Annotated in this window: 22 protein-coding genes, 1 pseudogene and 2 riboswitches; of the genes and pseudogenes, 14 read left to right on the top strand and 9 right to left on the bottom strand. The window is 37.5% G+C overall.

From position 1 onward, the window contains the following. Nucleotides 1-173: 173 nt before the first annotated feature. Both ACIQ0C_RS21395 and ACIQ0C_RS21390 read left to right on the top strand, forming a co-directional pair. Nucleotides 174-371: an IDEAL domain-containing protein gene (locus ACIQ0C_RS21395; RefSeq protein ID WP_403063757.1), complete on the top strand. Its 198-nt coding sequence runs from the start codon at nucleotides 174-176 to the stop codon at nucleotides 369-371. Nucleotides 372-1,085: 714 nt separating this feature from the next. Then, the gene (locus ACIQ0C_RS21390) at nucleotides 1,086-1,304 is read left to right on the top strand and encodes a DUF3574 domain-containing protein (RefSeq protein WP_403063754.1); all 219 of its coding nucleotides are present in this window, start codon (nucleotides 1,086-1,088) and stop codon (nucleotides 1,302-1,304) included. 348 nt (nucleotides 1,305-1,652) lie between these two features. Here ACIQ0C_RS21390 and ACIQ0C_RS21385 read toward each other — a convergent pair whose 3' ends face one another. Continuing rightward, on the bottom strand, nucleotides 1,653-2,021 hold the full coding sequence (locus ACIQ0C_RS21385) for a winged helix-turn-helix transcriptional regulator (protein ID WP_202186438.1): 369 nt from the start codon (nucleotides 2,019-2,021) through the stop codon (nucleotides 1,653-1,655). Between the two features lie 206 nt (nucleotides 2,022-2,227). Here ACIQ0C_RS21385 and zwf point away from each other — a divergent pair, with 206 nt between their 5' ends. Further along, nucleotides 2,228-3,682, top strand: a complete 1,455-nt coding sequence (gene zwf / locus ACIQ0C_RS21380; RefSeq protein WP_403063828.1) for a glucose-6-phosphate dehydrogenase — start codon at nucleotides 2,228-2,230, stop codon at nucleotides 3,680-3,682. A 284-nt stretch (nucleotides 3,683-3,966) separates the two neighbouring features. Further along, the gene (gene gndA / locus ACIQ0C_RS21375; protein ID WP_403063750.1) at nucleotides 3,967-5,391 is read left to right on the top strand and encodes an NADP-dependent phosphogluconate dehydrogenase; all 1,425 of its coding nucleotides are present in this window, start codon (nucleotides 3,967-3,969) and stop codon (nucleotides 5,389-5,391) included. A gap of 711 nt (nucleotides 5,392-6,102) precedes the next feature. On the opposite strand, the gene hxlB is transcribed toward gndA, so the two are convergent. The 3 genes from hxlB to hxlR all read right to left on the bottom strand — a co-directional run bounded on the left by hxlB (nucleotide 6,103) and on the right by hxlR (nucleotide 8,202). Then, the gene (hxlB, locus tag ACIQ0C_RS21370; RefSeq protein WP_403063747.1) at nucleotides 6,103-6,660 is read right to left on the bottom strand and encodes a 6-phospho-3-hexuloisomerase; all 558 of its coding nucleotides are present in this window, start codon (nucleotides 6,658-6,660) and stop codon (nucleotides 6,103-6,105) included. A gap of 16 nt (nucleotides 6,661-6,676) precedes the next feature. Further along, the gene (gene hxlA, locus ACIQ0C_RS21365; RefSeq protein ID WP_403063744.1) at nucleotides 6,677-7,318 is read right to left on the bottom strand and encodes a 3-hexulose-6-phosphate synthase; all 642 of its coding nucleotides are present in this window, start codon (nucleotides 7,316-7,318) and stop codon (nucleotides 6,677-6,679) included. 518 nt (nucleotides 7,319-7,836) lie between these two features. After that, nucleotides 7,837-8,202, bottom strand: a complete 366-nt coding sequence (gene hxlR / locus ACIQ0C_RS21360) for a transcriptional activator HxlR (protein ID WP_328176449.1) — start codon at nucleotides 8,200-8,202, stop codon at nucleotides 7,837-7,839. A gap of 413 nt (nucleotides 8,203-8,615) precedes the next feature. Here hxlR and gnd point away from each other — a divergent pair. From gnd to ACIQ0C_RS21310, 10 genes and pseudogenes are all read left to right on the top strand, one after another. Beyond that, nucleotides 8,616-9,427 (top strand): annotated as a pseudogene (gnd, locus tag ACIQ0C_RS21355) (phosphogluconate dehydrogenase (NAD(+)-dependent, decarboxylating)); the annotation flags it as partial. Nucleotides 9,428-10,001: 574 nt separating this feature from the next. Continuing rightward, entirely contained in the window at nucleotides 10,002-10,205 is a 204-nt protein-coding gene (locus tag ACIQ0C_RS21350; protein ID WP_403063740.1) for a hypothetical protein, read from the top strand. Between the two features lie 263 nt (nucleotides 10,206-10,468). Next, a riboswitch (glycine riboswitch) is annotated at nucleotides 10,469-10,574 on the top strand. A 2-nt stretch (nucleotides 10,575-10,576) separates the two neighbouring features. Further along, nucleotides 10,577-10,697: riboswitch (glycine riboswitch) on the top strand. A gap of 86 nt (nucleotides 10,698-10,783) precedes the next feature. Beyond that, a complete protein-coding gene (gene glyA, locus ACIQ0C_RS21345; RefSeq protein WP_403063737.1) occupies nucleotides 10,784-12,034 on the top strand; it encodes a serine hydroxymethyltransferase in 1,251 nt (416 codons plus the stop codon). 15 nt (nucleotides 12,035-12,049) lie between these two features. Continuing rightward, a complete protein-coding gene (locus tag ACIQ0C_RS21340) occupies nucleotides 12,050-12,568 on the top strand; it encodes a serine dehydratase beta chain (protein WP_403063734.1) in 519 nt (172 codons plus the stop codon). After that, complete coding sequence (gene sdaAA / locus ACIQ0C_RS21335; protein ID WP_403063825.1) at nucleotides 12,568-13,449, top strand: L-serine ammonia-lyase, iron-sulfur-dependent, subunit alpha; 882 nt, start codon at nucleotides 12,568-12,570, stop codon at nucleotides 13,447-13,449. The genes ACIQ0C_RS21340 and sdaAA overlap by 1 nt, the downstream gene beginning before the upstream one ends. A gap of 14 nt (nucleotides 13,450-13,463) precedes the next feature. Further along, nucleotides 13,464-14,576: a glycine cleavage system aminomethyltransferase GcvT gene (gcvT, locus tag ACIQ0C_RS21330; RefSeq protein ID WP_403063731.1), complete on the top strand. Its 1,113-nt coding sequence runs from the start codon at nucleotides 13,464-13,466 to the stop codon at nucleotides 14,574-14,576. Between the two features lie 73 nt (nucleotides 14,577-14,649). Next, nucleotides 14,650-15,045 (top strand): glycine cleavage system protein GcvH, encoded by a 396-nt coding sequence (gene gcvH, locus ACIQ0C_RS21325; RefSeq protein WP_328176443.1) that lies wholly within the window; start codon nucleotides 14,650-14,652, stop codon nucleotides 15,043-15,045. A gap of 1 nt (nucleotide 15,046) precedes the next feature. Next, nucleotides 15,047-16,399, top strand: a complete 1,353-nt coding sequence (gene gcvPA / locus ACIQ0C_RS21320; protein WP_403063727.1) for an aminomethyl-transferring glycine dehydrogenase subunit GcvPA — start codon at nucleotides 15,047-15,049, stop codon at nucleotides 16,397-16,399. Then, nucleotides 16,392-17,879 carry an aminomethyl-transferring glycine dehydrogenase subunit GcvPB gene (gcvPB, locus tag ACIQ0C_RS21315; protein WP_403063724.1) on the top strand — a complete coding sequence of 496 codons (1,488 nt, stop codon included), beginning with the start codon at nucleotides 16,392-16,394 and terminating at the stop codon, nucleotides 17,877-17,879. Before gcvPA ends, gcvPB begins: the two co-directional genes overlap by 8 nt. 183 nt (nucleotides 17,880-18,062) lie before the next feature. Next, on the top strand, nucleotides 18,063-18,371 hold the full coding sequence (locus tag ACIQ0C_RS21310) for an iron-sulfur cluster biosynthesis family protein (RefSeq protein WP_403063721.1): 309 nt from the start codon (nucleotides 18,063-18,065) through the stop codon (nucleotides 18,369-18,371). Between the two features lie 287 nt (nucleotides 18,372-18,658). Here ACIQ0C_RS21310 and ACIQ0C_RS21305 read toward each other — a convergent pair whose 3' ends face one another. The 5 genes from ACIQ0C_RS21305 to ACIQ0C_RS21285 form a co-directional block, all read right to left on the bottom strand. Further along, on the bottom strand, nucleotides 18,659-19,486 hold the full coding sequence (locus ACIQ0C_RS21305; protein WP_403063719.1) for an HAD family hydrolase: 828 nt from the start codon (nucleotides 19,484-19,486) through the stop codon (nucleotides 18,659-18,661). Nucleotides 19,487-19,687: 201 nt separating this feature from the next. Next, on the bottom strand, nucleotides 19,688-19,861 hold the full coding sequence (locus ACIQ0C_RS21300; RefSeq protein ID WP_403063717.1) for a GapA-binding peptide SR1P: 174 nt from the start codon (nucleotides 19,859-19,861) through the stop codon (nucleotides 19,688-19,690). After that, complete coding sequence (gene gap / locus ACIQ0C_RS21295) at nucleotides 19,831-20,874, bottom strand: type I glyceraldehyde-3-phosphate dehydrogenase (RefSeq protein WP_403063714.1); 1,044 nt, start codon at nucleotides 20,872-20,874, stop codon at nucleotides 19,831-19,833. Before gap ends, ACIQ0C_RS21300 begins: the two co-directional genes overlap by 31 nt. Nucleotides 20,875-21,087: 213 nt before the next feature. Next, on the bottom strand, nucleotides 21,088-21,336 hold the full coding sequence (locus ACIQ0C_RS21290; RefSeq protein WP_403063822.1) for a biotin/lipoyl attachment domain-containing protein: 249 nt from the start codon (nucleotides 21,334-21,336) through the stop codon (nucleotides 21,088-21,090). Between the two features lie 52 nt (nucleotides 21,337-21,388). Then, nucleotides 21,389-21,676 (bottom strand): SAV0927 family protein, encoded by a 288-nt coding sequence (locus tag ACIQ0C_RS21285; protein ID WP_403063711.1) that lies wholly within the window; start codon nucleotides 21,674-21,676, stop codon nucleotides 21,389-21,391. Nucleotides 21,677-21,702: the final 26 nt, after the last annotated feature.

Raw genomic sequence — 21,702 nt, 5'->3', positions numbered from 1 at the left:
TTTGAGATGAATTAAAAAATTCTTGTTTAAAGACCATAACTGAAGGTTTCAATGAGTTTATCTTTCAGATGTAAACTCATTGGCTAAAAATACCATGGAACTACTAAGTGAAATATTTGAATAGTCTGAAAATTTTTAGTATAATAGAAAAAAGGTCAAGGAGTTGGTTTCCTATGGAAAGGAATTTGGTTAATACACCACCACAACCTGAAGTAAACGTCACGGATTTTGAATTTGCTGAAATGGTGTTAAACGAAGCCCTTCGTAATTTTAGAAAAGAGCAAATCCGAAAAGAGATTGACCAGTCATTACAGAATCAAAACAAAGAAGAATTCCTACGATTAACAGAGGAATTAAAAAACATTTCTTAAAATGTTGTATTATATATCGAGATGATTTTGAAATGAACTTAACATAATCGTAATTTTAAGAAGTACGCCAAAACGCCAATCTCATATCTAAGGGATTGGCGTTTATTTGATTTTTATCGATTAAGCACAATATTAAACATTGTTGATTTATCAACATTTTGGGCTTCTGAAGAAGCCTAGCTGCTGTAAAATGGGGTTTTATGCAATCTCTTCTTCTACTAAAGCGCCCGATTACGGAATAAGGATAACATATTTCTTTGTCTAACTATTTTTCATAATGTGATGTTTTAGGTACTGAAAAAGGATCTTCAATAGAAGATTCTTTTATGTGGGTTATTGAATTAATGCACTCGTTCGTCACTCACTAAATAAAATGTAAGTAAAAATTTCCTATAAATATGATTGTTGCATGTATAATGAGGATAGAAAATTCACCATTGTTTTGTCAGCAATACTGTTGAATATGAAGGAGTGGCAATATTGGAAAGGAAAAAAATCTTCTATTGGATCATCCCGATTCTGTTACTTGTTTTTTTAGGTAATGCTGTGTACGCTGCAGAATAACAAGAAACTAAAGAGAAACAATCTTCTGCATTAAAGGGGCAATTCTACCTTGAAGACGTAGTAAAAATTTATGTACCATCTACATATAATGTTGATCAACCAATTGATAATACTCCATATGTTAACAAGTCGTTGGAGGAATTCTCAAAAATGTTTGGAGGAGCAACAGCCATCGATGGGACAGGATCATGGCTATCTGATGATAATCAGCTAATTAAAGAGAAAGTAACGATTGTCTATAGTTATGCAGAAGATTTGGACAAGAAAAAAATTAATAAAGTAGTTACCTATGCCAAATCTCTAAAGGAAGAGATGAAACAATCATCAGTGTCTCTTGAAGTGAATGGGAAGATGTACTTTATTGAATAAATGATGTAAAAAGCCTAGAGATAAAATCTCTAGGCTTTTTAGTCTTCAAGAATAAGATTTTGTTGCTATTGGAATGGAGTCAACAAATCCTAAGGATCTTTTGGCATCTAACCAATTATAGGGTTTTAACATATAGATTTTATATTTACTCTGAAAATAACCATTCATACAAAATTTGATCACACAAATTCACATTCAGGTTAACATATCTGTGGATTTCATATCCTTCATATAAAGCAACTATGAAGTAGCCAGTATTGTTCTATCAGAGTGCTGTCTGGAACAATCTCTTCTTTCGACATTGCTCGGACCTAACCAATCTCTTCTGTTTTTGCAAAAAGGATTTTTCTACTCGATAGACTCCTTGATTTCTCCATCGTTTTTCACAGCTGTATTTTTCATATAGTTTTTACCCCACTCATACATAGACTCTAGTATCGGCATTAGACTTTTTCCCTGTTCTGTCAGTGAATACTCTACTTTGGGTGGAACAACGGGATAGACTTCACGATGAACAATGAGGTCATCTTCCAATTCTCTCAATTGGTTAACTAGCATTCTTTGGGTAATACCGGGCATGAGAGACTTCAGTTCATTAAATCGCTTTGTTCCCTCTTTACCTAGATGCCATAATATAAGCATTTTCCATTTACCACCAATTACAGAAAGTGTCAATTCTTTTTCACAATCAAACGGCTTATCACGAAGATGTCCCATTAATTTCACCTCCATTTCCAGCGTAATGGTATACAATTTGTCACTATATGACTATGAAGTGCGTACTTACGCATAAATATTATACACGTTATACTAATTTCTGTATAGGTGGTACGTTCAAAGGAGGGGATCAAGTGAATGACTTAACTATTCCACGTGACATTGATTTAGATGAGAATGTTCTCGATGTCTTAAAAACGTTGGAAATGGATTCTGTGACTTTTGTTCTATTTGGAGCGACAGGGGATTTAGCTAAGAGAAAAATTTTTCCTGCTTTATATAATTTGTTTTTAGATAAAAAAATTCCTAACTCGTTTTCGGTTATTGGTTTAGGTAGAAGAAATTGGTCTGATGAATCTTTTCAAAAACACGTGAAAGAATCGTTACAAAAATTTTCTAGACGTATGATAAATGAGTCATCCAAAACGGAAGAGTTTCTCAATGCATTTCGCTATAGCCTTTTGGATGTAACAAATAAAGAAGGGTATAAGAACTTACTTGAATTGATTCAAACTCGTGAAGAAGAATTGAGTATTCCAGAAAATCGCCTGTTTTATCTATCTGTTGCGCCCGAGTTTGTGGATGTGATTACATCAAACATCCAAAAAAGTGGATTAGGCTCTACAATAGGATGGAAACGACTCATTATCGAAAAGCCTTTTGGGAACGATTTGAAATCCGCCCAAAATCTGAACGAATTATTAAGTGAAACTTTTGAAGAGGACGAAATTTATCGTATAGATCATTACCTTGGAAAGCCGATGGTCCAAAACCTTGAAGCATTAGAATATGCGAATCCTATGTTTCAAGGGCTATGGAATAACCAATATATTGCCAATATACAAATTACGGCTAGTGAAACGGTTGGGGTAGAAGAAAGAGCGAGTTATTATGACCAAGCAGGAGCAATTCGTGATATGGTCCAAAATCATATGCTGCAAATACTGATGATGACAGCTATGCACCTTCCAAAAGGAATAAGCGCAAAAGATATTCGTCAAGAGAAGAGGAAGGTCATGGAATTTCTACGACCATTGAAGAAAGAAGATGTAGCTTCACACGTGGTTCGTGGTCAATATGGTCCAGGGGAAATTCAAGGTGAACCAGTTGTTGGTTATAAAGAGGAATCTGGAATTGATGCTTCTTCAACAAATGATACCTTTGTTTCTGCCCGTTTGTGGATTGATGATTCTTATTGGAGTGGGGTACCATTCTATATCCGTACTGGAAAAAGAATGAGGGAAAAGTCCACACGAATTGTGATTGAGTTCAAAAATCCGTTAAAGGATATATACATTTCCCAAAAAGAGCAAACAGCCCCAAATTTATTAATCATCGAGATCAGTCCTAACGAAGGTGTTTCTTTGCAATTAAATAGAAAAAACCCGTTAAACGGTAAAATTGAGCCCGTTACGGTGACTTTTTCAGCTAATGCAAAAGAAGTACCGGAAGCCTATGAGCTTTTACTGTTCGATGCTTTGCGTGGCGATCCAACTTTCTTTGCTCATTGGAACGAAGTTGAATTATCTTGGAAGTGGGTTCAACCTATTTTGGAGGTATTTGAGGAAAACGCCCTTCCCCTGTGTCCTTATCGTTCAGGTTCGATGGGGCCAGACGCTTCTGATCAATTATTGGAAGAGGACGGATTTAAGTGGTTATAGATTTTGATGCTTGTATGGAAATTGACTCCCTCTATTGAAAACATAAATTCATGCATTCCTATAGGTCGCCAAAATAGGAAAATTAAAAGAAGAAAAAATGGATTCATGATCGCGATGTAAAAATAAGTAAATCATAAGCGTTAAAGCTTTGAAAAGAGAAGAAAGAATTGGGGTCAGCGTTTATCCAAGGAATTAGATTTATTGTATAACTTGAGATGAGATTTAAAGTCTGACCTCAAAGTAGCTAAGATTGATTCTTAAAATGAAGAAGGGACGAATTGATAATGGCAAAACAAAAAATCGGTGTGATCGGTTTAGCCGTAATGGGTAAAAATCTCGCATTGAATATTGAAAGTCGAGGGCATTCTGTTTCTGTTTACAACCGTTCGTCTGAAAAAACAGAAGAGTTTTTAAAGAACGAAGCAGATGGGAAAAATTTTTTTGGTGCGAAAAGCACCGAAGAATTTGTTCATTCATTAGAAAAACCACGCAAAATATTATTAATGGTTAAAGCGGGTGAACCAACAGATGCAACGATTGATTCGTTAAAACCATATCTTGAAAAGGGCGACATCCTCATCGATGGCGGAAATACATTTTTCCAAGACACGATTAGACGTAATAAAGAATTAGAAGTCACAGGTATCCACTTTATTGGTACAGGTGTTTCAGGTGGGGAAGAAGGGGCATTGAAAGGTCCATCTATTATGCCTGGTGGCCAAAAAGAAGCGTATGAACTTGTAGAGCCAATTTTGAAAGAGATTTCAGCAAAAGTAGAAGGAGATTCTTGTTGTACATATATCGGTCCTAATGGTGCCGGCCATTACGTAAAAATGGTCCATAATGGCATCGAGTACGGAGATATGCAGTTAATTTCAGAAGCGTATTTCATTATGAAACAGGTGCTTGGTTTAAGTGCACAAGAACTTCATGAAGTATTTGCAGAATGGAACAAAGGGGAATTAGATAGTTATCTAATCGAGATTACAGCTGACATCTTTACAAAAGTAGATAAAGAAACAGGTAAACCTCTTATTGACCTAATTTTAGATACAGCAGGCCAAAAAGGTACAGGTAAATGGACAAGTCAAAGTGCTTTAGATTTAGGAGTTTCCCTTCCAATCGTCACAGAATCTGTGTTTGCTCGCTTTATATCTGCCTTGAAAGAAGAGCGAGTTAAGGCAAGTAAGCTATTAAAAGGCCCTGAGGAGAAGACGTATGAAGGAAATGGAGAAGAATTAATAGAGGCAATACGTAAAGCTTTATATATGAGTAAAATTTGTTCATATGCACAAGGATTTGCACAAATGCGTTCTGCGTCAGAAGAGTATGACTGGAACCTTCGCTATGGTGATATTGCAATGATTTTTCGTGGCGGTTGTATCATTCGTGCCCAATTCTTACAAAAAATTAAAGATGCTTATGATCGTGATCCTAACTTACCAAACTTATTATTGGATTCTTACTTTAAAGAAATTGTAGAAAGCTATCAATCTGCATTACGTCAAGTACTCGCTATGGCAATTGAGCGAGGCATAGCGGTGCCATCATTCTCCAGCGCATTATCTTACTATGACAGTTATCGTACAGATACGTTGCCAGCAAATCTGATACAAGCACAACGCGATTACTTTGGTGCGCACACATACCAGCGTGTAGATAAGGAAGGCATTTTCCATACAGACTGGTTTCAAAAGCAATTAAATTAATATTATAGACCAAAACCCCTGTCTTAAATATAGGACAGGGGTTTTTGGCATAAGCCCGTCGATCAGAAAAGAGGAAAAGTCACTTTGCCGAACCGACAGCAGTCTGAATAGTAAAAACCTACTCAAAAGAATTCTTTTAGTTGAACAATGTCCGTACCAGACTGAAAAGAAGGTAACTGTGTTTGAAATTAAGTTGCACCGTTTTGAAAAAGGTTTAACGACTTTATAAAAATGAAAAACTGAATTCTATCTATTATTTCTTTTTTCTTATTGAGCTAACGGGAAGTTGAATAAGAAGTATGGAAAATGATCCAAACTTTTTTATAAAAGAACGATTCAAATGAATGTGTTAAAAGCATGTTTTAATAATCTTTTTTCAAAACATGCTCTATCAATTTGTTATTTTTCAAGCTGATTTATACTAGCAAACAATAATGGCAAACATGGGCAATGTATAATAAAATAATAGAAAAACAAACATTTCACCTGTATACAAGAAAAGGCAGCTTCACCTAATGGTGAAATCTGCCCGGAATGATATTGATTCATACATAAATTTGGGAAGGCATTAGAATCTCTAATTCGACAGCTCTTTTTAAGTTATATGTTTATGTCTAAAGATTTTTTTACCAAAACCTGACTTAGTATGTTCAATTTTTTATAATTTACTAGTCTTTCATTTAGGAGTATAAGCATAAAACTATGCCTATCCTATTCTAGATTTGCATGTCTTCCAAACATAGTTTGGCCGCCTAATTCCTTTTGCTCCATCACTCTTAATATGACAGAATCAAATAATAACAAGAGACTTTGCTCGAATAAAGACCCCATAGGCTGTATAGTTTTGTAGTCACTGTCTGCACCAGCCTTAGGTTTGGCAGGTATTTTAATAGCTAAATCGCTTAATTTTCCAATGGTTGAATCAGGGGAAATCGTGACAACTGCAACAGATGCTTCTAAACCTTTAGCCTTCTCCGCCATTGACACTAAACTTTTTGTCTCTCCTGAACCAGAAGCGATAATTAAAATATCATCTTTTTCTAAACCAGGGGTAACCGTTTCTCCTACTACAAAGGCATCTAACCCCATGTGCATCATGCGCATAACAAAAGATTTGGCCATAAACCCAGAACGACCTGCACCAGCCACAAAGATTTTCTTGGATTTAAGTATGTGATCCACCAATTTTTCAGCTTCATCTTCAGATATTAATTCGATAGTCCGATTTAATTCGTTTTCAATTTCAGCTAAGTATTGAGTAGTCTTCATAATTCACATACCTTTCTTAAGCATAAGTCGCTTGTTTAATTAATTCTTGCATTTTCGCAGCTACTGCTTTTTTATTATCTTGTCCAGTAATACCACCGCCTACAATGACAAGATCAGGCTGTGCTTCAATGACTTCTGGCAATGTATCTAATTTAATTCCGCCTGCTACCGCAGTTTTCGCATTCTTTACAACGCGTTTGATTGTTTGAAGCTGTTCAAATGAGTTTTCTCCTTTAGCCTGAAGATCGTACCCTGTATGCACACAAATGTAATCAACTCCCAGTGCATCGATTTCGTACGCACGTTTTTCGATATCTTTTACATTGATCATATCAACAAGAATCTGTGTTCCTTGTTTTTTAGCTTCTTCCACTGCACCCTTGATTGTTGCATCATCCGTCGCACCAAGAACTGTGATGATAGAAGCACCAGCTTCAGATGCTTTCATAACTTCATATCCTCCAGCATCCATAATTTTCAGGTCAGCCAATACGGTTAAATTAGGAAATGCTGCACTAACTTCTTTTACTGCTCTAAGACCTTCATTAATGACAACAGGAGTTCCAATTTCTACTACATCGATAAATTGCTCTACTTCTCTCACTACTTCTATTGCCTGTGGGATGTTTACAAGGTCTAATGCTAATTGAAGTTTCATAAATACTTCACTCCTTAAATAATTTTTGTTTGATACTACATTTATTGTATTCTGTAATTATTTAAATGAGAAGTACCCACTTTTATATCATATAGTGTTTAAAAGTATACTATGTGTAAAGTGAAGAAAGGAAGCAAAAGGGAATATACCTAGAGTTGCTTATTGAAAAATTCGTTGAAGGATTGTGTTTCAAGCACTATTATGTAGAAGTTGTTAAAGGGAAAATGCGATTCAAAAAGATAAGCGTGATACTTATTCTTACCGGCAATTAAATTGACAGTAAAGTGAGCTTAAAGCAACTGATCTAATTCAGTTCGAATCATACTGTCCGGTGATATGGGTTAAAAGGCTAAAAAACCACATGGGAAACCTTTATAAAGGTTTCTCCATGTGGTTTTTGTGTACAAATTATCTAATTAACGTTATTTTCCTTAATATGTCCACAACAAAGATAGCGCTTTCAAAAAGGAGGCAAAAAGGATTATTTTCTAATCCTTCATGAGGGAAGCTTTTTTCTACTAGAGGGACTCTTCTTTTCTATCTGCTTGGTTATTCAAGACAGTCTCCATATACTCACTGCCCCAGTCATACATGGATTCAAGAATTGGCATCAAACTTTCTCCTCTTTTGGTCAGAGAATATTCAACTTTTGGTGGAACAACAGGGTAGACTTCACGGTGGACGATGAGGTCTCCTTCCAGCTCTCGCAATTGACTAGCGAGCATTCTCTGCGTAATTTCAGGAATCAGAGATTTTAGTTCACCAAATCGCTTGGTTCCTTCTTTCCCTAGATGCCACATAATAAGCATTTTCCATTTACCGCCAATAATAGAAAGTGTCAATTCTTTTTCGCAGTAAAACGTCTTGTCACGCAGATGTCCCATTTATTTTCCCCCCAGGTCATAAAATAATAGTGTACTTTATAATACTATATAATAAAAAAGTGCGTACTTACAATTAAAAAATATAGATATTATACTTTTATATACCTAGAGGATTATCACCACAAGAACTATTACTTGGTACATCTATTAGAATCTTACTACACCACAATTTTACAATCAAGGAAGAATACAGGGGGGATTAAATGACTTTTCTACGTAATAAATTTTTAGACAGGAATGCGTTTAAATATCCTAAAATGACGGAAATGCATACTGTGACCCTTATTTAAAGCAACAGGGGCTTTAGATAATAAGGTGAATTTTTATACTAATTAAATCTAACGAAGTTACCAATATGTAAAAGGAAAGATGCACAATTAGAAGTACTCTATTCTAAAAAGGAGGCCATCACGATGAAAGTTGGATTAATCGGTTTAGGAAAAATGGGATTAAACTTAGGTCAAAACCTAATTGGAGAAAGCCACGACGTTGTGGCCTATGATTTAGATTCCGGTGCTATAGAAGAAATGGAAAGTTACGGAGCTAAGGGAACAACTAATATAGTAGAACTCATTAAATCATTAGAGCAACCCCGAATTATTTGGCTTATGGTTCCTCCTGATTCAGTTGATGTAGTAATTAGTGAAGTGACACCGTTTCTAAATATTGGCGATATTTTAATTCAATCTGGAAATTCCTACTATAAGGATACCATTCGCCGGTACAATAGGCTAAAGAGATATGGTGTGAACTTTATGGATGTCGTGTCCTCTGAAGGAAAGGAAGGTGCTCGAAAAGGTGCTTGTTTCAAGATTGGAGGAGACCTTGAAGCTTGGCGCATAGTAGAGCCCATTTTCAGAGATATATCTGTAGAAAATGGATATTTATATGCAGGAAAAGCAGGGAGTGGTCACTTCTTGAAAATGACCAACAATGGGATTGATAACGAAATGGATGACATTGGGGAAGGATTGGAATTATTAGAAAAAAGGGAACTTGAGTATAACTCTGAGAATGTAGCAAGAGTATGGAAAAAGCGGTTCGGTTATTCGTCCAGGGCCTATGGATTTAACGGGAAGAGCATTTTCTAAAGATGAAAAATTAGAAAAAACTAAAAAGAGTAGATATGGAATTCTTCTTGAGAAGGAAAATGGACGGCACTGTTTTTGATTTACAAACAGCCACTCCCGTCATCGCCATTTCATTGATGAGCCATCGTTCATTAGTAAAACATTTAATGTTCATTTCCATCAGATCTAAAATGCAAATAAAAGATGAAAAATTTTTCAAACAAAAGGAGGAAAATAAAATGGAAAGAAACAATACAGTTATTTTAAATGAAGTGATAGTAGGGCTATATAGCAATAAAGAATTAGATCTAATGTTAAATAAATTATCAAATTATTACCAAGTTGCTATAGCTGATTTTACTGTAAATAAAGTGAATCCAAATAGCTATAAAGAAATGATTACTTGATTGATAGTAGACTTATAGTCCATTGCATGAATACTTAAATTGGTGAACTGAGAGTCATATTAAACAAATAAAAGATGGGGTTTTACTTTACCTACCCAAACGATTACTTATCTCTGTCGGACAGGGAATGGAAAATCCCATTCCCTGTCCGGTGCTGATTCATACCCTCCCTATTTAAAATCAAGATTTAAACAGGGTATTGAAAAAAAGGCATTTAAATCAAGGAGATGGAAAATAATTACCTTACTATTAATACAGGGAAGTGGAGGTGGTGACATAGTCGTAGATAGTAAAACTGTAAGGTAAAGGAGAAGAATTCAAAATGAGTATGGAAAAGAAAATCAATCTAAAGAAGCCAAAGAAGTGGTGGGTATGGGTTCTAGCAATTATCGTTATAGCTAATATATCAAGTGGTTGGGACAAAGAGGAAGTTGCTAAGCAATCTTTATTGCTTCAAGGATTCTCGCAAATCTCGCACTACCTTAATTTTTTCTTTTTCCAAACATCCATTGTGTTAAAAATTTAGACATGATGTCCTTTCCATCTTTCGCTTTTCTTAGCAACCGTTCAAAAGTGGAGCGGTTCCTAGATACAGAAACTTGTTGGGATTCAGAAAAGCAGTTAACAATTTTGATATTGCATAACGAATAACTTCTTATTTTATGAACTGTCAGAAAGATCTATACCGTCCATATTTAAATTTCTGAAAATAAAGTTTTTTCAGATAATTATTGAAATTTTCATTTAAACCCGTTAACATGCAATTATAATGGAAATTTATATAAGCGGATGATAATTGTGGGAGAGACCGAAGAAATCGATTCGGCACCGAAGGAGCAATTCCCAAAAAAACCTTGGGATAGAAACTCTCAGGTAAAAAGACTACAATTGGACGCACCTCTGGAGAGAGCTGAAAAGCCACCAAAGGGGAATCCTTTTGATGAAAGAATATACAAGACAGATTGTTTTGTAATATGTTTCATACCGAAGGTAATCTCTCAGGTAAAAAGGACAGAGGAAAGGTGGGATATTTATCCTGCCTTTCCTCTGTCCTTTTTTGTGAGGAAAGGGAGCTTGGAAGAAAATCGAGGAGGATATTTGAATATGAGTCTACAAAACTATGATTCAGAGATTTATAATGCCATGGAGAATGAAAGGGAAAGACAACATAATACGTTAGAATTAATCGCATCAGAAAACTTCGTAAGTAAAGAAGTGATGGAAGCTATGGGGTCTGTCCTCACTAATAAGTATGCAGAAGGATATCCGGGGAAGCGTTACTATGGAGGCTGTGAATATGTAGATGTGGTGGAACAAACAGCGATTGAACGCCTAACCAAGCTGTTTGGTGCTAAGTATGCAAATGTACAACCACACTCAGGTGCACAAGCAAATCTAGCTGTTTTTTATGCGCTGCTTCAGCCGGGCGATAAAGTGATGGGGATGAACCTTTCGCATGGAGGACACTTAACTCATGGTAGTCCCGTCAGCATCTCGGGGAAATGGTTTGATATTGTGTCTTATGGGGTGAGAGAAGATACTCACTTGATAGACTATGATGATCTTGAAGCAATCGCGAAAAAAGAAAAACCAAAATTGATTATTGCGGGGACAAGTGCTTTCCCAAGAACAATTGATTTTGCACGTTTTAAAGAAATCGCCGATCAAGTTGGAGCAAAACTGATGGTGGATATGGCTCATATTGCAGGGCTCGTGGCAGCAGGTTTTCATCCATCGCCCATCCCATATGCGGATGTGGTGACAAGCACAACGCACAAAACTTTACGCGGTCCACGTGGCGGCATCATTTTAACAAATGATGAAGACATGATAAAGAAAATAAATAAAGCTATATTCCCAGGGATTCAAGGAGGGCCACTCATGCACATTATTGCGGCAAAGGCGGTTTCCTTTAAAGAAGCATTGCAACCCAGCTTTAAGATCTATGCCAAACAAATCATTGAAAACGCAGCAACACTTGGCGAAACATTAAAGAAAGCAGGCGCAATTCTTGTTTCAGGTGGAACGGACAACCATATCGTCCTTTTAGACGTTCGCCAATGGAATTTAACCGGAAAAGAAGCAGAACGATTACTAGAAGAGGCGGGAATAACAGTTAACAAAAACACGATTCCCTATGATACTGAAAGCCCATTTGTCACAAGTGGCATTCGAATGGGAACAGCGGCTTTAACGACACGTGGTATGAAGCAGGAAGAAATGGTTAAAATCGGAGAAGTGATTGCGGCTGTTTTAAAGAGCAATGGAGATACAGCTGTTCTAGAAAAAGTAAAAGAAACAACAAAAGAGATTTGTAAAGGATATCCATTGTTTCAACAGCCTATAACGGTCTAAGAAGGGAGAAACAACATGGAATTCCAAAGTTGTTTTGACATTATCGGCCCTATCATGGTAGGGCCATCTAGTTCTCATACTGCTGGTGTTGTATCAATGGGGAAGTTCATTCATGAACTATTAGGTGGTTGTCCGGAAGAGGCGAACATTATTTTCTACGATTCATTTGCTGAAACGTACCAAGGTCACGGAACAGATAAAGCCCTACTTGGCGGATTACTTGGCATGGATACAGATGATTCCAGGATTAAAGATGCCATAGAGCTGACTAAAGAACATGGTCTAGATTACGAATTTCAATTTGAAGAGAGCTGCCCTTATTTTAAACATCCGAATACAACAATCGTTACGGCAAAACGTGGGGAATGGCTGGTAAAAGTAGGTGGTGCATCCCTTGGAGGCGGTTTATCTAAAATCTTTATGATTGGCGATGAAATGGTTGATATTCGTTTAAGCACTAGCGATGACTTTTCGGTACTTGCTACACATTACCATTCATATGTGTTGAAAAAAACGTCGTTAGAGGGTGCATGATGGAAATTCGGTCAATGAACGAGCTAATTGAATTTTGTACACACAAACAGAAAACGATTGGTGAAGCCATGTTGATGATGGAAATAGAAAAATCGGGGAGAGATCAAAAGACGATCATCAGCATGATGGAAGAACGGTTATTTAAAATGCAGGAAGCTGTTGAGAGCGGTAAAAAAGACACCTCTACTGCACCAAGTGGCATTTCTGGTGGTGATGCCGTTAAGATGTACGATTACGTGAATCAAGGTAACTCTCTTTCGGGAAGTTATATTAGCGATGCCATGACTTTCTCACTGGCGACATCTGAAAGTAATGCGAGAATGGGAGTCATTGTGGCAACTCCGACAGCCGGAGCAGCCGGTATATTACCCGGAGTATTGTTTTCGCTTCACAAAAATGACGGAACTTCCTACAGAGACTTAGTCATGGGGCTGTTCACCGCAAGTGCCCTTGGGTATGTCATTGCCAACCGGTCCTTTATATCCGGAGCAGCAGGAGGATGCCAAGCAGAGGTCGGTTCTGCAACGGCAATGGCGGCAGGGACCATTGTTGAATTAAAAGGTGGCACACCTAAACAAGCGGTTAATGCAACAGCAATTGCTTTAAAATCACTGTTGGGCCTCGTTTGTGATCCAGTTGCTGGGCTTGTTGAAGTGCCTTGCATTAAGCGAAATGTGATTGGAACATCCATTGCCTTTTCAGCTGCTGATTTATCTCTTGCAGGTGTTGAAAGTCGTATACCTTGTGATGAAGTCATTGAAGCCATGTACGAGATTGGAAAGGAAATGCCTCGAACACTTAGAGAAACAGCACTTGGTGGTCTTGCAATGACCGAAACAGGTAAAAGGGTAAAAGAACAGTTATTTAGCAAGAGATCTTAATTGGAGGGGTAGCAATGAGCACAGCAACCGGATTGAAGAGGACACCACTTTTTGAAACATATAAAAAATACGGAGCAAAAGTCATTGATTTTGGTGGATGGGAACTGCCAGTTCAGTTTTCTAACATTTTAGAAGAACATGATGCTGTCCGAAAGGAAGCAGGACTTTTTGATGTCTCTCATATGGGGGAAGTGCTTGTTGAAGGGAAAGATGCAGAAAGCTATATTAATTACCTTGTCACAAACGATGTAACAAAGCTTAGCATTAATCAAGCACAGTATACCGCGATGTGTTATCCATCTGGCGGGACAGTGGATGATTTATTGGTCTACAAACTGAAAAATGATAAATTTCTTCTCGTGATTAATGCAGCAAACATTGAGAAAGATTACGACTGGATGAAGCAGCATATTAAAGGAGAAATGACACTTCGTAATATTTCAAATGACATCGCGCTGATCGCCATTCAAGGTCCAAAGGCGGAAGGCATTTTACAAAAGCTAACGAAAATCAATTTATCGGGAATTGGCGTTTTCCACTTTACTCAACATGTTAATCTGGATGGCATTACGGACGTGCTTGTATCCCGTACGGGTTACACAGGGGAAGATGGATTTGAGCTTTATTTAGCAGCGGACAAGGCGCCAGCACTTTGGGAAAAGCTCCTGGAAACTGGAAAAGAAAACGGCTTAAAGCCGTGCGGACTTGGTGCACGTGACACTCTTCGCCTTGAAGCACGTCTTTCTCTATACGGACAAGAGCTCACAAAGGAAATCAGCCCTCTTGAAGCTGGAATCGGTTTTGTCGTAAAAACAAACAAAGAAAGTAATTTTATCGGCAAAGCCATACTTACAAAACAAAAAGAAGAAGGGTTAAAACGAATATTAGTTGGAATTGAAATGACAGGAAGAGGCATTCCTCGTCACGGTTATAAAGTGTTTTCAGGTGGGGCAGAGGAAATTGGTTTTATTACATCCGGAACCCATTCACCGTCTTTAAAGAAAAGCTTAGGTCTCGCGCTTGTATCAGCAGAAAATGCTGACCTAGGAACACAACTTAAAGTGGAAATTCGTAAGAAGATGGTTGATGCTATTGTGGTAAAAGCACCGTTCTATAAAAAAAGATAATTCCGTTGCATGATATAGTAAGCACCCACCAGTGAATATTAATAAATTTTATGAGCGAAAGGAAGAACAAACAATGACAAAAGTGATAGCTAACCTACTATACAGCAAGGAACATGAGTGGGTACTACAATTAGACGAAAACCGAGTCCGTATTGGAATTTCTGATTTTGCCCAAAAACAATTAGGTGATATCGTTTTTGTTGAAAATCCAGGAGTGGGTGATGAAGTAACGGCTAATGAATCAATAGGATCGATCGAGTCGGTTAAAACAGCTTCTGAAATCTATACCCCTGTATCTGGTAAGGTAGTTCGTGTAAACGAGGAGTTAGATGATGCGCCTGAAATGATCAATGACCAGCCATATGAAGCAGGGTGGTTGGTAGAAGTGGAACTATTTAATCCAGAAGAGTTACAAGTACTTCTAAATGAAGATCAATACGAAACTTTTGTGAATGAAGGGGAGGAATAAAATGACAGCGACCTATCGTTATCTTCCTGATACAAAACAAGATCAAGAGGAAATGCTATCCTTTCTTGGAATCTCTTCGGCAGAGGAGCTGTTTGAAGATCTCCCGAATGATATTCGTCTGGAAGAGGAGTTAAACATCCCTGATGCAATTCCTGAACCACTTCTGTTGAAAAAGATGCATCAGCTTGCTTCGCAAAACAAACATGCCAATCAATATCCAATTTTTCTTGGTGCGGGTACTTATGATCATTACATTCCAAGTGTTGTGAATCATATGATTTCCCGTTCTGAATTTTATACAGCTTATACCCCTTACCAACCAGAAATTAGCCAGGGTGAATTACAAGCCATTTTTGAATTTCAAACAATGGTATGTGAGCTGACAGGAATGGATGTTGCCAATTCTTCCATGTACGATGGCTTTACTTCCCTTGCAGAAGCAGCATCACTTGCAGTTGTATCAACAAGACGTTCGAAAGTACTTGTATCAAAGGCGGTTCATCCAGAATCCCGTGCCATCTTAAAAACAGTAGCAGATGGTCAAAGGTATGCAGTGGAAGAGGTGAATCTTACGACGGACTGTACAGACTTAGAGAAACTGCAAGAACAAATTGATCCATACACAGCAGCTGTTATCGTCCAATACCCAAATTTTTTTGGTTCTATTGAAGATTTGAAAGAAATTAAGAAAATTGCCGAGACAACAGGCGCTATGTTAATCGTTAGTGCTAATCCACTGGCATTAGCGCTTTTGCAACCACCAGGTAATCTTGGAGCAGACATTGTAATAGGTGATATGCAGCCTTTAGGGATACCAATGAGCTTTGGTGGTCCGCACTGTGGTTACTTTTCGGTTCATAAAAAGTTTATGCGCAAAATACCTGGACGTATCGTTGGTCAAACAACAGATGAACAGGGAAAAAGAGGATTTGTGCTAACATTGCAAGCACGTGAGCAGCATATTCGCCGTGATAAAGCAGCTTCCAATATTTGTTCTAACCAGGCGTTAAATGCGCTAGCTTCCTCCATTTGCATGACAGCACTTGGAAAGCAGGGAATTCGCCATATGGCACAGCTAAACTTCGATAAAGCTGATTACATGGCTAAACGTCTTAAAGAAATAGGATGTAAGATTATGAATCAAGCACCATTTTTTAATGAATTTATTGTCGAGCTCCCACTTCCGGCTAAGGAAGTCAATGACAAGCTTCTAAAAGCAGGAATCATCGGAGGATTTGATTTAGACCGTGATTACGGCTTGGGAAATCAAATGCTCATTGCGGTAACCGAGCAAAGGACAAAAGAAGAGATTGACCAATTTGTAAATGTATTGGAGGCGATTGTACATGGTTGAATATAACGATATAATCTTTGAAATCAGTCGACCTGGTCGAATTGGTTCAAGCCTTCCAGAAAGTGATGTCAACAAAATCGATTTAAAAGATAAGCTTCCCATGCATTTGATTCGTGACATACCAGCAGAACTCCCAGAGGTGTCAGAACTTCAGCTTGTTCGCCACTACACAGCACTTTCCAATAAAAACTATGGGATTGATAATGGGTTTTATCCACTTGGTTCTTGTACGATGAAATACAACCCGAAGATCAATGAAGATGTGGCTCGTTTCGACGGTTTTAGCCGCATTCATCCGTATCAGCCAGCCGAAACGGTGCAGGGAGCACTAAAGCTTTTATATGAATTACAGGAAGATTTAGCAGTAATTACAGGTATGGATGCTGTGACGTTACAACCTTCAGCAGGAGCTCAAGGAGAATGGACCGGTTTAATGATGGTCAAAAACTATCATGAACAAAAAGGGGAGACAAGAACAAAAGTACTTGTTCCAGACACGGCTCATGGTACCAACCCTGCCAGTGCATCAGTGGCCGGATATAAAACGGTTACGATTCCATCTAATGAACATGGATTAGTTGATTTGGAAGAATTAAAGAAACATATGGATAATGATACAGCAGCCCTAATGCTGACCAATCCAAACACACTTGGACTTTTTGAAAAAGAAATTGTGGAAATTTCTAAAGTGGTGCATGAATCAGGTGGCTTACTGTATTATGACGGGGCCAATGCCAATGCGATTTTAGGGAAAACAACACCGGGAAAAATGGGCTTTGACATCGTGCACTTAAATCTTCATAAAACGTTTACAACTCCTCATGGTGGAGGTGGTCCTGGTGCTGGTCCTGTTGGTGTAAAAAGCAAGCTGATTCCATATTTGCCGGTGCCACACATTGAAAAAGATAAGGATCACTATGTATTGAACTATAATCAACCATTATCCATTGGCCGTGTAAAAGGTTATTATGGAAACTTCGGGATTCTTGTTCGTGCGTATACCTATATTCGCACAATGGGACCTGAAGGCCTACGTCAAGTATCGGAAAGTGCAGTCCTCCATGCAAACTATCTTCGCAAAAGGCTAGAACCATATTTCGAAGCACCTTATTCACAAATTTGTAAGCATGAATTTGTGTTATCAGGTTCAAGACAGAAAAAATTGGGTGTAAGAACCCTTGATATGGCCAAACGGCTACTTGATTTCGGTTACCATCCACCGACCATCTACTTCCCGTTAAATGTAGAGGAATGTTTGATGATTGAGCCGACAGAAACAGAGTCAAAAGAAACCCTCGATACCTTTGCAGATACAATGATTCAAATTGCTAAAGAAGTGGAGGAAAATCCAGGTATTGTACTAGAAGCACCACATACAACGATCATAGGAAGATTAGATGAAGTGCAGGCAGCAAGACAACCTATATTGCGTTACACAAAAGAAGAGGAAGTTGTGAGAGAAAATGAAGTGGTGACATAATAAAATTAACTTCAGGTTGTTAAGGTCCGTCGGTAATGAATAGGAAGAGAACTTGTTTTGTCTTGAGATTTTCTTCTTGGTGGTTCGACATCCACTCAATCGTTCTCCCACCAAGCTTATGTTTGTGTAAAATCAAATGTTTGATGATTAAAAACATGATATTGGAGAGAAGGAGGGGATTTGATGGTTATAACACTAACGAAATCAGCAGTGAACAAGCTGGAAACAATGAAGTTGAAAAAAGATCAATCTCCTCGAATTGATGCCAATGTAGCAGGTGGATGTGGGATGTCTATCAAGTTTACGCTTGTTTTTGAAGAACCCCGACGAAACGATACGTTTATTGAATATGGTGATATCCAGATTCGAATCGATCGTTTTACAAAACGCTATTTAGATGAAGAGACACAAATAGATTATACAGAAGAGCACGGCTTTCTTGTGGGAGAAAGCTTTGCTTCTTCCAGTGCATGTTCAATAGAGGTTGATTAATTGTCGTGGTTCTTCCTAATTAAATATAGTTTTGAACCAATTAAAAGAAGAGATTATAGATTATTGAGATGGAAGGTTGGTCGGACTACACGATTTTACGATTCGGAAGGCAAAGGAAAAAATAATAAAAAAAGCAGCCATTTGGCTGCTTCAGTTTGTAGACAAAGTCCCGTTGAAGGGTATAGATCTACAAGCTTTTTTTGTATTATAAATAAAACATTACTTTTTATGGGGGATTGGTTATGTTATCAAAAAAACGACTAGAAAAACATCGGAATCAAATAAAATCAAATCACGGATTTGACTTCTTGTGTATTCAGTAAATCTAGAAGGTGACGTACTGCATGGGAGAATCCATCTTCATCATTTGTTTTGGTTATTAAATCTGCCTTTTGTTGAATATTCAGAGGGGCATTACCCATCGCAACGGAAGTGGTCGCTACCTCGAATTGGGCGAGGTCATTGCCCCCATCACCGAAAGCAACAATCTCATCAAAGGCTAGATTCATCTTCTGTTGGTAATGCAATATAGCCTTTCCTTTGTGTGTTTCGTTTGAAGTGATTTCTACGTTATTAGGAAAAGAAGAAGCCATCGAAACATCAAATTTATTAGCTAATGTCTTTTTTACTACCTCAATTTTTTCTAGTTGATCAAACTGTACCAAAGCAATTAGTTTATAGATTTTAAGATTGTCTTGATTTAAAATTTCATCGTAATTGTATGTTTGAAAAAGAGTGTCTAGCTCTTCATTACTTTTATGATGTAATGGAGGCAAAGTGGAAGGGAAACCGCCATAATTTGTATATACGAGTATTCTTACTCCTAATTTTTGCAAAACGGAGAATATCTCTTTATATGTAGACATTGATAAAGTAACTTCGTACAACAGCTCTCTAGTTTTCGAGTATAAAAGGGAACCATTTAAACAAAAGATTGGAACCTCCATGTTTTGTATAGGTTTTATTTTTACCACATCTGAATAAGATCGACCTGTATTCAAAATGATCGTATGTCCTTTTTCTTGCAGTTCTTTTAAGGCTTTCAAATCCTCCTCGGATATTTCATGTCGAGAATTCAATAACGTACCGTCTAAATCAATCGAAATACATTTCATGGTTTTAGTCCTTTCCCTAATTTGGATTTGGCTATTTTTAAAGATTCTGGTTTAAATCTCTGTTTTATTTATATTAAAAAAATAAAATACCGAACTTCCTAATTTTTTATCATGAAAAGTTCGGCATAAAGTTTATATTCGAATAAAAGGTATCTTTTGATATTCACTTCGGTTCTCGTCTTATGCTTTTGCAACACACCTCTATTCTAGCTTTAATTCCCCGCGTTGAAATTCTGAATCTTGATTGAGGCATTGTTCTTGCTTGCAGTTAGAGTAATAAGTCATGACTTTTTCCGTATCGACACTGTCTATGAGCTCTCCACAGTATTTACATATAACTGTACCTAATGCTTGAGGGCGACTGGGGATTTCCATTTTTTATCCATCCTTTCGTTTACTGCTTGAGCCAACTCAATGACCCTGCAAGCATACGCCCATTCATTATCATACCAGGCCAATATTTTAATTTGATTTTCCACTGTCATGATTGAAAGTCCATCTACAATCGCTGACTTTTCATTCCCTATAAAATCGGAGGATACTAACGGCTGTTCAATATAGCTGAGATAATGAGACAGTTTTCCATTTGCTGCTGCATGAAATACTGATTTCACTTCGTCAAGTGATACCTCACGGGCGACTTGAACAGTGAGATCAACTAATGAAACATCCTGTGTAGGAACACGAATTGATATTCCTTCAATATATGAAGCCAGATGCGGAAGAACATCAACAAGGGCTTTACCCACTCCTGTTGTCGTTGGAACAATGGATTGAGTACAAGAGCGGGCTCTTCGTAAATCTTTATGCGGGTTATCCAAATGATTTTGGTCAGAAGTATAAGAGTGAATAGTGGTCATCCATCCCCTTTTAACTTGGAAAGATTGGTCTATGATACTTAAAAGAGGGGCAACACAGTTAGTCGTGCAGGAGGCAGCGGATAAAATAGTGTGCTTCGAAAGATCTAACAGATGATCATTCACTCCCATAACCACTGTAAAATCCATATCCTTACCAGGAGCAGTAACAATGACAGTGGATGCTCCAGCTGATAAATGCTTTTGTGCCCCTTGGCGGTCATTGAATTTTCCTGTAGCATCAATCGCAATGTCTATACCCATTGTTCCCCATGGAATCCTTTCAGGTTCACGTTCAGAAATGACCTGAATAATATCACCATTAATTAAAAGATTTCCATCTTGTATTGAAATATCTGCATTCCAAGATCTGTGTATGGTATCGTATTTTAATAGATGAGCTACTGTTTCTACAGGATAAATGGAATTAATCGCCACTAACTTAAGTTGATCATGTTTATTGGATAACATTTTTCTAATCAATAGCCGACCGATTCTCCCTGTGCCACTAATGCCTATTTTCCTTATCATTGTGTCGCCCCCTTTGTTATAAAGGTATTGATTTAAGTGATCACTTGAAGTCATGATCCGTCCATGTTGACAGATTAGAATAATTTAAGCTTTTTAGATTATAAAACAATGCTATCTAGGCAGTAACCAAGTCGCTGAATATTTCCCATTCAAGAATCTCGAAACCCCTTGCTCGATAAATAATAAAGGGACCTATCGACAAATTATTATCATTTAGTCGCTACCACTGGCAATCAAATCCTCTTTTATTAATGCAAGCACCATTCCCGGAATTACTTTATCCCCTTTTTGCACTTCTAAAGAATACACTTCACCACTTATCCCAATACTTATGGTTTCAATATTTCCTTTACCAGTTTCTATGGTAAACAAAGGTTCCCATTCATATATTCGTGAATGATTTTCAATGGAGACTTCTTGGATGGTTCCATAACAAGAGCTCATAACCATTTCATGTTGAATCATAAGTAATCTCCTTCCGGTTTGATATAAGGGATACCGCTCAAAGTAGCGTTTAATATTGATTTACGAAAAGTTTCTGATTTAAAATCATCTGAAGAAAGATTCGGCATTCATCAACATCAATTGGATGGATTCCTAATTTTTCTGCCCAATAGCAATCGTTTTCGATATCTTCATTGCACATTAAGACCATTGTGCCACTTTGAATAGAAACGACCATTGCTTTCCCAAAAAAATTATTTGTAAATATGATAGAAAAGTCATATCGATGATGTTCCGTTGCTATACAATAATGATGGACGGATTGGCTTCCGCTTTCCTCAAATAAAATATCTACCATGTCTATGCTCCTTCTTAAGGTTTTAT

This window comes from Peribacillus sp. NPDC096448 (genome assembly GCF_044762675.1).
In the GTDB taxonomy this organism is placed as follows: Bacteria; Bacillota; Bacilli; order Bacillales; family DSM-1321; genus Peribacillus; species Peribacillus frigoritolerans_B.
Note: the sequence above shows the minus strand (reverse complement) of the source record. Positions and strands in the feature narration are given on the sequence as shown.